At 57.2% G+C, this 13192-nt stretch carries 11 protein-coding genes; 6 read left to right on the forward strand and 5 right to left on the reverse strand.

Annotated features, from left to right (window positions below):
- Window positions 1-39 precede the first annotated feature (39 nt).
- Complete coding sequence (locus ACPOL_RS10085; protein ID WP_114206952.1) at window positions 40-1140, reverse strand: alpha/beta hydrolase; 1101 nt, start codon at window positions 1138-1140, stop codon at window positions 40-42.
- Between the two features lie 480 nt (window positions 1141-1620).
- Between ACPOL_RS10085 and ACPOL_RS10090 the strand changes: the two genes are divergently transcribed.
- Window positions 1621-2055 carry a gamma-butyrobetaine hydroxylase family protein gene (locus ACPOL_RS10090; RefSeq protein WP_114206953.1) on the forward strand — a complete coding sequence of 145 codons (435 nt, stop codon included), beginning with the start codon at window positions 1621-1623 and terminating at the stop codon, window positions 2053-2055.
- Window positions 2056-2179: 124 nt separating this feature from the next.
- Here ACPOL_RS10090 and ACPOL_RS10095 read toward each other — a convergent pair whose 3' ends face one another.
- A complete protein-coding gene (locus tag ACPOL_RS10095) occupies window positions 2180-3175 on the reverse strand; it encodes a glycosyltransferase family 2 protein (protein ID WP_114206954.1) in 996 nt (331 codons plus the stop codon).
- 181 nt (window positions 3176-3356) lie between these two features.
- On the opposite strand from ACPOL_RS10095, the gene ACPOL_RS10100 reads away from it, so the two are divergent.
- Both ACPOL_RS10100 and ACPOL_RS10105 read left to right on the forward strand, forming a co-directional pair.
- A complete protein-coding gene (locus ACPOL_RS10100; protein ID WP_114206955.1) occupies window positions 3357-4331 on the forward strand; it encodes an FkbM family methyltransferase in 975 nt (324 codons plus the stop codon).
- Between the two features lie 434 nt (window positions 4332-4765).
- Window positions 4766-6241: a glycoside hydrolase family protein gene (locus ACPOL_RS10105; RefSeq protein WP_114206956.1), complete on the forward strand. Its 1476-nt coding sequence runs from the start codon at window positions 4766-4768 to the stop codon at window positions 6239-6241.
- 152 nt (window positions 6242-6393) lie between these two features.
- Here ACPOL_RS10105 and ACPOL_RS10110 read toward each other — a convergent pair whose 3' ends face one another.
- Window positions 6394-7179 (reverse strand): class I SAM-dependent methyltransferase, encoded by a 786-nt coding sequence (locus tag ACPOL_RS10110; RefSeq protein WP_161557282.1) that lies wholly within the window; start codon window positions 7177-7179, stop codon window positions 6394-6396.
- Window positions 7180-7367: 188 nt separating this feature from the next.
- On the opposite strand from ACPOL_RS10110, the gene ACPOL_RS10115 reads away from it, so the two are divergent.
- A complete protein-coding gene (locus ACPOL_RS10115) occupies window positions 7368-8246 on the forward strand; it encodes a glycosyltransferase family 2 protein (RefSeq protein ID WP_114206958.1) in 879 nt (292 codons plus the stop codon).
- Between the two features lie 43 nt (window positions 8247-8289).
- Here the strand turns inward: ACPOL_RS10115 and ACPOL_RS34660 are convergent, their stop codons facing one another.
- Complete coding sequence (locus ACPOL_RS34660; RefSeq protein ID WP_114206959.1) at window positions 8290-8931, reverse strand: LbetaH domain-containing protein; 642 nt, start codon at window positions 8929-8931, stop codon at window positions 8290-8292.
- A gap of 120 nt (window positions 8932-9051) precedes the next feature.
- On the opposite strand from ACPOL_RS34660, the gene ACPOL_RS10125 reads away from it, so the two are divergent.
- Both ACPOL_RS10125 and ACPOL_RS10130 read left to right on the forward strand, forming a co-directional pair.
- Window positions 9052-10308, forward strand: a complete 1257-nt coding sequence (locus tag ACPOL_RS10125) for a GumC family protein (RefSeq protein ID WP_161557283.1) — start codon at window positions 9052-9054, stop codon at window positions 10306-10308.
- A 43-nt stretch (window positions 10309-10351) separates the two neighbouring features.
- Complete coding sequence (locus ACPOL_RS10130) at window positions 10352-11614, forward strand: hypothetical protein (protein ID WP_150132949.1); 1263 nt, start codon at window positions 10352-10354, stop codon at window positions 11612-11614.
- A gap of 141 nt (window positions 11615-11755) precedes the next feature.
- Here the strand turns inward: ACPOL_RS10130 and ACPOL_RS10135 are convergent, their stop codons facing one another.
- Window positions 11756-13111 (reverse strand): polysaccharide biosynthesis protein, encoded by a 1356-nt coding sequence (locus ACPOL_RS10135; RefSeq protein WP_114206962.1) that lies wholly within the window; start codon window positions 13109-13111, stop codon window positions 11756-11758.
- Between the last annotated feature and the right edge of the window lie 81 nt (window positions 13112-13192).

Here is a 13192-nt window from a genome sequence, read left to right on the forward strand (position 1 = left end):
GCTCCCTCAGCGAGACATGTTTAGGATGGCAGCTCTAGCCTAGCGATTGACGATAGCTACGCGGAACGGCGGCTTGGCCGCTTCGGCGGGATCCTGCGTGTAGCTTTCGGTCGTTTTGGCCGGATCGTAACCGCGCCATAGCCAGATCATCTCTTCGGCAAACTCCGCGCCGCCGACACCGGCGGTGTGGGGGCCCGTGCCGAAGGAAAATCGGAAATCGTAGCCTTTCAACTTGAGCGCGTTGGCCATGCGGATGTTGGCCGTGGGCCATGAACCGTATTTAGGATTCTCCTGATCGTTGCTGCCGTCCTGCAGCCAGACCCGCAGGTTGCGATGGTCTTCGCGCAAGATCTTTTCCGGATAGTCCTGACCACCGTCGGGAACGGTAGGGTCCTCGTGCCACTGGATGGCGGTGAAAGAGCCGATCCACGAAATGACCCGGCTGAAGTCGCCAGCCCGCTGCCAGGCGGCGTTGAAGGAGCAGATGCCGCCGGAGCTGAGGCCGGTGATGGCGCGGGAGTAGGCGTCGGTGCGGAGGTTGTAGCGTTCGGCGACCTTGGGCAGCAGTTCGTCATGGAGAAAGCGGGCGTAGCGGTCGGAGACGGTGTCGTATTCGGTCGAGCGTATGGAGTCTTTGAGGGTGCGGGACCACTTCTTGCCATAGGCGTCGACGAAGCGATAGGTGGGTGTGTCCGGCGAGGCGGAGATGTCGCCGGGGTTGGTGAAGACGGCAATGATGACCGGGATTTTCCCGGCGGCGATGAGGTTGTCGAGGACGTTCAAGGCGGGATGGTCCCCGTCGCGATGGGCGTAGCCTTCTCCATCCTGGAAGACCATGACGGCGGCGGCCTTCTTCGGGTCATATTGGGCAGGAACATAGATCCAGTAATCGCTGACCATGCCGTCATAGATCTGGCTGCGGAGGCTCAGCCGCGGGGAGAGGGTACCGGCGGGGATGCCGGGATGCTGGAGGGCGTCGCCGGTCAGCGGCGGCGGCGCGGGAGCGGGGCCGGAGTTGGGGCCGCCGGGCTGCTGGGCGGCGGAGGGAGTGACGGGCGGCTGTTGGGCGATCGACTGAATGGATAGAGTCAAAACTGTTATTGCCAGAGATGCTAGAGACAGACTGCGATGAGTGCCCAAAAATCTTCTCCGTTGGTGAAAATACTGCTTCCCGAAAGCGGCTTGCCGGGGACGTCTTCAGCGTCAGAGGAAGGATACATCTTCGGTGCAGGGTTCGGGGCTGGAAGGGAGTGCGGTGTGGTTATGGGACCGAATCCGCTGGCAGTTTTGTCAGCACGGGGCGGCCTGCTGCAGTCCTGGTCTGGTTTGGATGGGGTTGGTTCGGATGGGACGGGGGTTGGTTCGGATGAGTAGCACTGTTGCATTCCATTTAGATTAGCTATCCCACTCAGGCCCCAAGAACGGGCTTGGATGAGGCACCTGTGATGTTTCAAGAGGTTGTCCATTCGATTCGAACCGGAGAAGCTGGATGTGACGAGCAACTAGGATCTTCAGAGGGGCCCTCCGTAGTGGGTCAACGGGTTTCATGGCGAAGTTCGGGTTCATGTGAGGTTTGGGTTCGCTCTGGCCGGGGTCGGCTGGGTGGGGGAGAATAGAGCTATGAGTCATGAGGGAATCCGGTTTGTCAGTGAGGATGAGGCGAAGCGTGGCGATCTGGCTGCTCGCGAGCTGCCGAAAGAGGCGATCGAGCCGGAGCGTGTGAAGGTCCATAAGACCGAAGGCACGGGGATGGAGATCGACTGGAAGGACGGCCACCATAGCTCGTGGAGCTTCAAGTGGCTGCGCGATGGGTGTCCGTGCGCGACGTGCAATGAAGAGAGGGAGCGTGAGGGGCGCAAGCCGGGAGAGCCGAAGGCTGCTCCAAAGGAGCTACTGCCTTTTTACAAGGCGCCACCGCTGCCGGAGAAGGTGACTCCAGTAGGAAGATATGCGGTGAGCTTCGGTTGGAATGATGGGCATACGAGTGGGATCTATTCTTGGGATTATCTGCGGCGGCATTGTCTTTGTGAGGCTTGCCGGGGAAGCCTGGTTTGAGGGCTGTGGATGTGGTTTTTCGTGATCGGTTCGCTCCTGCGGATCCTCGTCGAGGGACCAACGCTGCTCTCTTCGGCAGATGACGATCAATACTCCTTTCATCTCAACATGTCACCGCAACATGTCATCGCAACATGGGGTTGCCCAAAATTTTGTCCAGCCGATTGGCGACACGGCAGAGCAACACCCATAGGCGGGCTAAACCTAGCGGGAGGGTCAGCACCGGGTAGATAAAAAGATGGTAGCGCCAGTTATCGAAGAAGAGCGGCCTCAAGACTTGGTCCGGATCTTCGTCGGTAAACCCACTCGCCTTGCTCCTTGCCAGCGAAAGATATGTGGGGAAGAACACTTGCTGCGCACCGTTTAAAATTATGCGTACAAGCGGCGCGTCTACCAACCAAGCTTCCGTGATGCGCTTGAGATTCGTGCCAAAGATCGTAACAAGGGCGTATCCACCTCGGTTTTCATCCCCACCTCCGGCAACGAGACAGTCGTGGACCACGGCTCCTTTCCGAAAATGGCGCAGAACCGTGTACGTCCAACTCAGCTGCACAAGGCCGGTTCCAATAATGTCGGTAAACGGCAGGTGAGGCAGCTCGGAGACCCGCCGTTTGTCAATGATATTGCTGGTGATAAAAGTCAGAAAAACATGCGTCCTGAGCGCGAAAGTGACGGGATCGTGAACGATTTCGATTCGAGGTTGTCTGGTCGGCGCTCTAGGTTCCGCACCTGCAACAATCGGCGCCGCCCGCAAATGCACTAGGTCGAATTCGCTCGATGCCAAAAGGCCCAGGACAACCTCGACTCCTCGCGGCAGAATGACGTCATCATCACCCACGATCCACACGTATCTTCCAGATGCCTGGGTGAAACATTGGACGAAGTTGGCTTCGGCTCCAATATTTTCATGGTTGCGAATGCCTCGGAAGACCAGGCCGCGAAGCCGGAATTCCTCCATCGTCGCTGGCGTTTCGTCGGGCGAAGCGTTGTCCGAGATGATCAATTCCACTCGCGACTCGCCATTGAGTTGAGGAACTAGAGACTCCAGCAACCGCGCCAGATAAAGGCTTCGGTTATAGGTAGGAATCGCAATCGTCAGCAGGAATGGTTCGGTGGCCATGCTCAATTGGTGATGCTAGCAGATTCCCGCTGCTTCGAAGCCGCGTTGGTTTCAGGATGAGGGCGCGCTGCGGGTGCGTACTTCAAAGGGGGAAGGAGTCTCAACCGAAGGCCGTCAGCGTGGCTATTCACCGCGCCAGCCAGCTTCACCCTCTACTCCCGCTGCAATATAATCTTGGAACATGCCCCATTCATCAGAAGCAACCACAATTCTTCCTGCGAATCTTGAGCTAGCCGCGCTCCGCTCCCAATATGAGGCAGGAGCGTTGAACAAGGCAGCCTATAGCCGGGAAGTCTGGCCGATGCACGAACGACTCTTTGAGTATTCTCGATTTCTCGCCGATACCAATGTCGGGGCGATCGAGATTAATGCCGATGGCGTGATTTTTCAGCTACGTGATCCTGATCTTAAATTATGGTGCAGCCGGCGGGACCGGGGTCATGTCGCTATGACAAATCTCAATTTTCGCAATTATGAGCCGGAGGAGATGCGGGCAGTTCTTCAATTGGCGAGGGTCTGCAACACCATCTTCGACATCGGGGCAAACGTTGGTCTTTACAGCATCGCGCTCGGTCAGCGCTTTCCGTCTTCGAAGGTCATGGCCTTTGAGCCTGTCCCCGATACTTATCGGGAGTTGTGCCGCAACCTCACGCTGAATTCGATAAGCAATGTAACCACATTCAATGTGGGTCTATCGGACCGCTGCTGGGATGCTCCGTTCTTCTTCGATCCTACTGTTTCCGGGGCTGCTTCCGGCGCGCCTCTCGGTTCCGAATATCCAGTCACGGAATCATTGACCTGCCCTGTGGAGACGTTAGACTCGTTTGTGGAGCGGACGGGAGTGGCGCCGGACTTTATCAAGTGCGATGTTGAGGGCGGCGAACTGGCGGTGTTTCGCGGAGCTACACAACTACTCGAGCGATCCAAGCCAATTGTCTTTACGGAGATGCTCAGAAAGTGGTCGGCGCGTTTCGGGTATCATCCGAATGACATTATCGCGCTCTTCCGGGATGCCGGCTATGAGTGTTTTTTTCTTTCCGCAGGAACGCTTCACCGCTTTCTCGAGATGGATGAGAGCACCGTCGAAACGAACTTCTTCTTCCTGCACAGCCAGCGGCATCTCGAAGTGGCGCGTGTTCTGGGATTAATGAAATAGGCGCGGTCAGTTCAGCGGGTTCGCCCACTCGCCTCGATTCGGCTAGCGGTCTGGTTGCGAATGGCTTAGTAACGTGCGTGCAGGCCTGGCTGAGGACGTAGCTTTTCCCAAGAACCGGCGAAGAACTCATATTCAATTTAGAGAAGTGTTCGAAGGCGCAGCTTGTGGTTGCGATGGGCCAGCCGCAACTTGTAGTTCGGTTTGGCGATTGTTTATGCTAACTATCGAATACTGAAGACATATCGCGAGGGCGGCTGGCTGAGCACGAATGCTATGGCAACTCCCGCTAGATCTTGATCAATAGGCGCACGTTTCTTTGGGGCGCGGGTCTGTTGACCGCGGGCTCGGCGCTCGGTCCGTCAATATCGGGCTGTGGCGTTGACTTGTTCATACCGTGCCTGGGTCCAGCCGCGGCGCCAACGCCGGTTCCGGGAATGACGTATATCCGAGCGTCGGAGATCGGCTGCGCGCTCGATTGCAATCTGCAGAACGGACGCAACAAGTACAAAGGGGGGCCCGCGACCGATGATGGGCCGCGAATTAATGCAGCGATGGCCGGCGCCACGGCGGAACATCCGATCACGCTGATTATTGACGGAAGTGCGCTGATCTCCGGGCTTTTCCTGCCGGCAGGAGGGAACTGGAGCATCGCGGGGCTAGGTTGCGGAACGGGATTTTTCGTCAAGTCGGGCACCAACAATGACGGCATCCACAATGGCCCCGACGCGGGTATTCCGTCGGATCCGGGTCCCCCTGCTCCGGTGCGGAGCGGGATGAATGTCTCGCTGAGCAACTTCACGGTGAACGGCAATCGAGGAGACGGCCATCACGGAGATGCGACGGGCGGCGTCGCGCAAGGAGCGAACGGCGTCGGCTTCTTCGGCATCAACCTGATGAACCTAAACAACATTGTCATTGACAAGGTTGTTGTCGTGAACTCGCCCGAATACAATATCCGATTCGCGAATGTCGGCAATGTCGTGGTCTCTGGATGCGTGGTGAGAACCTTTGGCCCGAACAGCGATGGCCTCCATTTTGACGGGCCAGCCAATGACATCACCATAACGAACTGCGACTTCACGACCGACGACGACTCGATCGCGCTGAACTGCCCAGAGGGCTACTCGGGCGACATATCGCGGGTTGCAGTCAGCAACTGCACTTTCAACAGCTGGTCGTTGATGCGCCTCTACACGGCGAACGCGAACTATAGGTACAACATCGATACGGTGACGGTAAGCAACTGCACAGGCACCTTGTCGGAGTATGCTTTCGTGATCGGGCTAGGCTATACAAGCAATCTTCAGGCAGTAAACGGCTTGACCATCTCGGATTGCAAGCTGACCGCCCCCATGTTGCTCGGCATTGAGGAGAATTTCGGATCGATCGCGCTCCGCAACGTCACCCTGACTCCCAATCAATCGAATGTGATCTGGAATAAGTATCAAACGAACAAAACCAACGCCTTCTTGCGGCCGTCCCCAGTCGACGGGCCGCTCACTTGCACTGGATCGAGCCTCTCCTTCGAAAACTGCGTGATTTACAGGAATTCGGATGAGGACGTTCCCGCCGTGGTGCTGGAAAATGGATCGATCATCGGTTCAGTCGAGTTCAATGGATTCGCCGTGCAGGATGCTGGATCGCACTCCAAAGCGAAAGAGCTGCTGAACCTGGAATCCGCGTCCATCGGACAGTTGACAATCACTTCGATCGACAGCACCAACATCGAGGCTCCCATCTCCGCGGACAATTTCGCGGGCCTCGGTTCTGTTTCCGGGGGCGGGGTGCTGGCGACCGGCTGGGAGTTTCCCGATGCGCTGATGGCGAACGGAGTGCCGTATATTTCGGCGGACTCGGGCTTGCCTTCGATCAAGGTCAACGGCGTGGTTCAGCCGTATAGTCCTGGCTAACTCATGGGCGGTAAGGAGGTCGTGACGCTCTGCTGGTGGCAGCAGGGCTGGCTATTCCCGCAGGCGGTGGCCCACAAATAACACTGTGGTGCTGGACGGTTGATAGTGCACCTGGTTAATGACGTGATCGTTGGGGCTGCCGTCCCGTCGAACTAGTATTGAGCGCTCGTCGAGATGTCGCCCGTCCAAAAATTTGTCTCCAGCTGAGCCCGCCCAGGATAGACGACGAATTCGTTGTCGTACTCCCTCGTCTTGCGGATCATGAAAAAAATAGTGAACGCGAGGGTGGGAAGTGCGCTCGCAAAGAGGCGCGCGATCGGGAGTGGGAAGGGGTAGAACTGAGCGCCGCGGAACTGCTCGAGCTCGTAACCGCCTGGAAAACATGCGTTCAAAAAAGCGAGTGTGTCGGCTTTGGAAAACGGCCGCACGTGTGCCGAGGCTAGTTTGTGCTGCGTGGGCTGTCTCCCAGCTGCAAGCAGAAAACGATTGTGCAACGAGCAAATGTTAGGGACGCCGAACAGGAAATGGCCGCCAATTTTGAGGGAACGGGAGACCTCATGGAAAATCCAGAATACCTCCTTGGTATGCTCCAAGATCTGGTTGGCGATGATGAGGTCAGCTTCTCCGTCGGCAAGGGGGAATCGATCCCTTTCAATATTGGCCACGACGACCCGATCGGCCTTTCCCTCCAGGTTCTTCGCATATTCCTTTCCGCCCTCCACCGCGATCAGAGTGGCGTCAGGATAAAATCGTCGAACCACGCCCAGATCTCGGCCGCCGCCAGCGCCGAGGTCTACCACAATTCGCAGGTCTTTCAACGAACGAACCAAGTCCTCCACAACCTGGGGGCCGTAGTTCTCTGTGGTATCGACAAATCTGGCCAGTGGGTTTGTGGTGGTGGATCCAAACAATGGTTTCGCGGTCTTATAGGTATTCAACTGATCTCCAGCAATTTTCCGCTTTACGGCAGCTTTGGACGGGCGGGGCACGGCCTCATAACATCAATCATCAGATTCGGATCTTAGAGGCAGGTAAGTGTCTGTCCTCCTCCTATGCCGCTTGAAGACATCGTCTTCAAGACTTAACGATATACGATGTTAAAAGTTTTGGCTGCATACGATATCCGATGATCCTCGAACCGCCAAGCGTGACCTGTATTGTCCTCAACTGGAATGGATGGGCGGACACCATCGAGTGTCTGAAGGCGCTGGAGCGGTGCGTCTATCCGCGCCTGAACGTCGTGGTTGTGGACAATGGATCGACGAACGATTCAGTCCTCAGGATTAAAGCGGCCCATCCGGGCGTTGCACTGCTCGAGGCAGGACGAAATCTTGGCTTTGCCGGGGGCAACAACATCGGGATTCGCTATGCGCTCGAGCGGGGCGCGGACTTTGTCTGGCTTCTGAACAACGACACCGAGGCGGCCGCGGATGCGCTTTCCGCGCTGGTCGGCAAGGCAACGGGTGACCGGGAAATCGGGGCGGTCGCCTCGGTGTGCTACTACGCCGATTCTCCCTCAACGGTGCAAGCCTGGGCTGGGGCCCGGGTGAATCTCTGGATCGGGTATGCGCGCAACAGTGTGGTGCCCCGTCCCGACGCCTGGTTCCAGTCGCTCTACGGCGCCAGCATACTGCTTCGCTCCGAGGCGCTCCGGGAGGCTGGATTGCTGGACGAGGGGTTCTTTCACTATTTGGAAGAGACGGAGCTTTGCCTGCGCCTGGTCGAGAAGGGATGGCGGCTGGCGGCGGCCCCGGAGTCCAAGATCCTGCATAAGGTGGCCGGAAGCACAGGGAGGGAGAGCCCGGTGCTGGATCGCTACTTCACGGCCTCGGGATTGCGCATCCTGCGGCTTCATTCTCCCGCGCCGGGGCTCGCGATGTTTCTCTTTCTGGCGGCGCGGTTCGCGCGACGGCTGGCGCGGCTGCAGTTCTCGCGATGCGGACAGGTTTGGGCAGGAATCGCGGACTACCGCATGACGCTCCCGGTGGTGCAGAGAATCCGTTGAGGAGCAGCATTGACGATCTCCCGCGGCGTCGCGGGCAGCGAGCCTATATTGAGATCCAGGTTTCCGCAGCCGCGTCATAGCGACGGATGGCCACGGCGGGCACTCCTGCAACCAGAGTCAACGGGAGAACGTCTTTGGTGACGACGGCGTTGGCGGCAGCTATGCTGCCTTCCCCCATCGTGACATCAGGGCAGACCACAACACCGTCTCCGAGCCAAACGTTGTCACCAATGGAAACAGAGCGGTTGCGCTCGAGCGGGCGTTCCCCTGGCGGGACGAGGGGCGAGGTGGCGCCCGGACCGAAGAGGCCATGGTTGTGATCGGTGATCAGGACTTTACTGCCGATTAACACGTGATTTCCGATGGTAACGGAGTGGGTGCAGGCAATGTGGCTCCAGTGGCTGATGCGGACGTGGTTGCCGATGGTCAGGTGCGGTTCGAAGCGTTGATTTCCATAGCGGGTAATCGCCTCCAGCCACAAACCTTCGCCGGCGATGAGGTCTTCTCCCATGGCAATGGAGCTAAGTCCGCGCAAGTAGGGCCTGGATCCGATGCTGAGCTTGTGAACTCCGAATTTGGCGGCCAGCATCCGGTTGCGCAAAAAGAATACGGGACGGGCGACGACCGTCGAGAACAATATGTAGCTGCCATTCTCCGTCAGGAACGACAGCATCTTCTCGAACATGTGCCCTCCAGGAGATCATTGTAAAGAAGTATCCGGCGGGACCTCCGGATCTGGGGATCATCGCTGAACTGGAGTGCGGAAACCCTTCGCATCATTCCCATGCGGTACGATACAGGTGGTATGGAAAGAGCGGGAACTGCCGAACGAGAGCGCGAAAATCTGGAGCACGCAAATCAGGCGCCAGAAAGTCTGCCGCGGGAGAGCCTGGCTGGCGGCGAGGACCAAATCGACTTGTTCGACTTGCTCCTGGTTCTTTCGGCCGCTCGCAGGAAGATAGCTATCTTTACGCTCACCGCCATGGCGCTTGGGGCGGCTCTTGCTTTGCTTATGAAGCCTACTTTCTCAGCGAGTGCGCTCATCCTGCCGCCGAATCAGGGTCAGTCTTCCGCGTCGATGCTGATGAACCAGCTGGGCATCGGAGGGTTGGCCGGAGGAGCGGTCAAGTCGCCATCCGACTTGTATCTCGGGATTCTCGGCAGCCGGACGATTGCCGACGACATTATCGCGAAGTTTCATCTTGACCGCGAGTATAAGACGAAGAAGCTTTCCGACACCCGCGCCCGGCTGATGAAAGCGACTGCCATGGTGGTCAGCAAGGATTCGCTGATTCATATCACCGTAGAGGACCACGACCCACGGCGCGCGAGCGATCTGGCGAACGCTTACATCGACGAGTTGTATGCGATGAACTCCCACCTGGCGATCACCGAGGCGGCGCAGCGGCGGGTGTTCTTCGATCAGGAACTGGCGGACGAGAAGAACGCACTCGCGGCGGCCGAGGTAGATCTGCGTAAGACCGCGGAAAAGACCGGGGTCATCCAATTGAGCGCACAATCTGAGGAGATCATTCGGAGCATAGCGGATGTACGGGCGGAGATCGCCAGCCGCGAAGTACAACTACAATCGCTCCGCACCTTCGCCACCGACCAGAATCCGGACACGGTTCGGATCCAGGAGGAGATCAACACGCTGCGAAGCCAGCTGGCGGTGCTTGAGAAAGACCCGCGGAACGTGCAGTCGACCACCACCGATTTCCAGGCAGGGCGGGTTCCCGAGGTAAGTCTCGAATACGCCCGGAAGCTACGCGAGGTGAGATATCACGAATCTCTCTTCGATTTGCTCTCCAAGCAATACGAGGCCGCGCGCATTGACGAGGCGAAGGCGGCCCCGATCATCCAGGTGATAGACAGAGCCGTGCCCCCAGATAAGAAGTCGTCGCCCCATCGCCTTTTTCTGACGCTGGGCTTCGCAGTCTTCGGACTGTTCCTGGGTTTTGCCTCGACTCTAGTCTCCGCCACTTGGAGGCGGATGGAGCAGGTTCCAGAGTACGCATTGAAGTTGGCGCGGTTGAGGAGCGGCTTTCCTCTTGGCCGTTGATGCTTCTGCGAAAGGCTTTTCTCTCTACAGGACTTGATAGCGAATGAAGAAGACTCTCGCTATGTTCGGGATTCCCACACCAGAACAGTGCCTATGGGCCGCGCTGATTTTCGGCGCAGTATACCAATCGTATCGATACCCGTTGCAAATCAATACCGCGGGCATGAGCCCGAGTTACAGCGATACCCCGGTCGCATTTCAAGCGGCGAAAGCGATCGTGATCTCGATTTTTTGCCTTATATCTCTTTTCTATCTCCCTAAGCGTTCGTTGTCTTTCCCGAAATGGCTCATGGTAATTTTGGTGGCCTTCATGTCAGGCTACCCGCTTCTTAAGATAATGAATGCTGGAGCCGGGAACTCCAATGTTTACCTTGACACGGTCTTCTGGCCCCTTGCGGCTCTCGTCCTCGTTCTCTCCACTAACGGCATCTCCTATCGTGGCCTTGACCGTTTCTTCCGATTTATTTTCCTTTACGCTTTGTTGAGTAATGCAGTCGAAGTGACTCTCTTCCTGACGATTGGCCGCTTGCCTGCGCTCGCGTGGGCCGATTCCTGGGTTGTCCGCTTTGGTGGTTTCCTTGACGACCCTAATGGGTTTGCCGCGCTGCTCTTCATGCTCCTAGGATGGGTCCACGTGCGCTTCACAGGAGGGCGCCGATTCGCCGCAGAGGCTGGGCTCGTCTTGTGCCTGTTCTTAACCCAGTCTCTGTCCGCGATCGGCTTTTTGCTGTTATTGACTGTGTTTATGGCTTTCCGATGGCTCATTCGCAAACCGATTCTAATCGGAGGAATTGGCGTCCTCATCGCGACTCTCTTGAGTTTTGTGTGGTCGTCCCTATCAAGTGCTGTAGCCGCGGTCATTGCATTGAGGCAAGGCAGCATCGATGATCATCTTTCCGGAAATACCTTGGCCAATTTGAGCTCAGGCTTGGACTGGTTATTCGGGATAGAAACCTATACCCACTACGAATCTTGGTGGGTAGGGGCCTTAGTTAATTTCGGGCTTCCCTGGTATTCGCTTTTCCTAACAGTAATGGCGGCGTTGATGTGGTCGGTCATCGTGGCGTTTCGCGGTGAGCACGATTGCCAACATAAAGCAGTATTGTCCGGGATACTTTTGCTTTCCGCCTATTTTGTCGTCGGCAACGCCAACCTTCCTTTTTTTCATATTTTCCCGATCAGCTTCTTCTTCTTCTGTTTCTCATTTCTGGTTTTCTTTGGAAAAATCAATGGAGATGGAGCTGACGCGAAGAAACTTCCAATGGGTCGCCCCGCTCCGCTTGTATCCGCTCCCGCTAAACTGTGACAGGTCTTCGAGAGACTTCGCTGGCCGCGCTTCTATCAAGCTTCACTGCCAAAACTCAAATCTAATATGCGAAACATAGACTACGTCATTCTTTCAAGGCCCGCCTCCGCCGAGCAGGAGCCATGTACTGCCAACAGCGACCTATCGATGCGCTTCCCGGCGGTACTCGGTGAAGATCGAGAGATTGTAGCCGAGTCCCACGAAAGCCTGCACGGCTAGATAGCCAATCACCATGCCTCTGGCGCCGAAGTGTCTCCCGAGAAAGTAAGTGGAACAGCCTACCAGCGTCGCCCCGAGTATCGAACTGCCTAACATCTTCTCTTCCTTGTGGGCGCGCAAATAGATCGACAGCGCAAATATGAGGACGTTGATGACCGTGCCCAGAAGCAACATGCCCAGCGTGAGCGGATCGAGGATGCGCTCTGCGAAGCGAAGGTGTCGAGCATTCAGGTACACCGCACCCAGCCACACGCACACGCTGCCGAAGGTGCAGATGAACATACACTGGCGTAAGGCCGAAAAGAAGACACGATCGAGCTCAGCGTACTCTTTGCGGGCGATCAAGGTGCCGAAGGGCGCCGCTTTGGTATTCACCCAAGCGATCGAAACTGACGTCAAGGCGCCCATGATGCTCAGCGACATTCCCATGCGGCCTGCTTCCACTGCTCCCCGGTAGGCGAAGAGTACGGGGTTGAAGAGCTGATAGACGAAGTAGGCACATATCCAGGTGACTGCGACTCTCCATTGAAATGGCCATACCTCGCTTTTCCACTTCACAGCGTGGCTGCCGGATTTATGGCGCAGAAGCCCCAAGAGCAGCGGGCGCCGGCGATTGAGCCATACGGCTCCAGCAATAGCCTGGCCGAAGATCATCATGGCGGGCGCAAACAGTCCGTGGCCGGCAGCGAGGACAACCCAGGCCATCAGGCCGCTTAGCATCGCTTGCGCCAGCCGCAGTCGCGCGACATTCGCAACGAAGCCGCAGCCTTCGAGAAAAGACAAGATCGGGTCGATCTGGAAGGTCAGCGACGCCGCCAGCACGACCAGGATCCAGGGAATCTGCCACGAAAGTGAGTGCTGAGCGTGCTGATGCGTAGTGAAAAAGTAGAAGCCCCACGGGATCAGAACAGCTGCCATGAGCAGGGCGCCGGTGAAGTACCAGCGGACCGCCTTTTGCAGAACCGAGGCAAGCCGCTGGTGAGCGATCGCATCGCCAGTAATGGCGCCATCGGCCGAAATTACGAGATGAGCGCGTTCATGGCTTGCCAGCTGCAGGATGACAATCGAAAACCCAAGCTCAAAGACGATCTGAAGCGCGACCAGGCTGCCGAACGTGTAGTAATATCCCTGCTCGGCAGGAGACAGGAATCTTGCGATCAGAAGGACCGTAACGATGCCGGAGGCACTCGACCAAACACGCGCGAGAACAGTGAAAACGATGGCCCGATCCAAGCCAAGGGTGTGTTTCACCCAATTGCGAAGTCCGTTGGATGTCATGGTTTAGCTGGATCGCCTCGCGGCCCGTGGCGAGACGCATGGCCCGAGCATCTGTGTAGATTTTTCGGCGCATCTAACCGA

It is taken from the genome of Acidisarcina polymorpha, assembly GCF_003330725.1.
Taxonomy (GTDB): domain Bacteria; phylum Acidobacteriota; class Terriglobia; order Terriglobales; family Acidobacteriaceae; genus Acidisarcina; species Acidisarcina polymorpha.

Excerpts from the sequence above, each read along its gene's own strand:
- ACPOL_RS10090 (WP_114206953.1), top strand. The coding sequence starts at position 1,621 with ATGAGTCATGAGGGAATCCGGTTTGTCAGTGAGGATGAGGCGAAGCGT.
- ACPOL_RS10095 (WP_114206954.1), bottom strand. The coding sequence starts at position 3,175 with ATGGCCACCGAACCATTCCTGCTGACGATTGCGATTCCTACCTATAAC.
- ACPOL_RS10100 (WP_114206955.1), top strand. The coding sequence starts at position 3,357 with ATGCCCCATTCATCAGAAGCAACCACAATTCTTCCTGCGAATCTTGAG.
- ACPOL_RS10105 (WP_114206956.1), top strand. The coding sequence starts at position 4,766 with ATGACGTATATCCGAGCGTCGGAGATCGGCTGCGCGCTCGATTGCAAT.
- ACPOL_RS10115 (WP_114206958.1), top strand. The coding sequence starts at position 7,368 with ATGATCCTCGAACCGCCAAGCGTGACCTGTATTGTCCTCAACTGGAAT.
- ACPOL_RS34660 (WP_114206959.1), bottom strand. The coding sequence starts at position 8,931 with ATGTTCGAGAAGATGCTGTCGTTCCTGACGGAGAATGGCAGCTACATA.
- ACPOL_RS10125 (WP_161557283.1), top strand. The coding sequence starts at position 9,052 with ATGGAAAGAGCGGGAACTGCCGAACGAGAGCGCGAAAATCTGGAGCAC.
- ACPOL_RS10130 (WP_150132949.1), top strand. The coding sequence starts at position 10,352 with ATGAAGAAGACTCTCGCTATGTTCGGGATTCCCACACCAGAACAGTGC.
- ACPOL_RS10135 (WP_114206962.1), bottom strand. The coding sequence starts at position 13,111 with ATGACATCCAACGGACTTCGCAATTGGGTGAAACACACCCTTGGCTTG.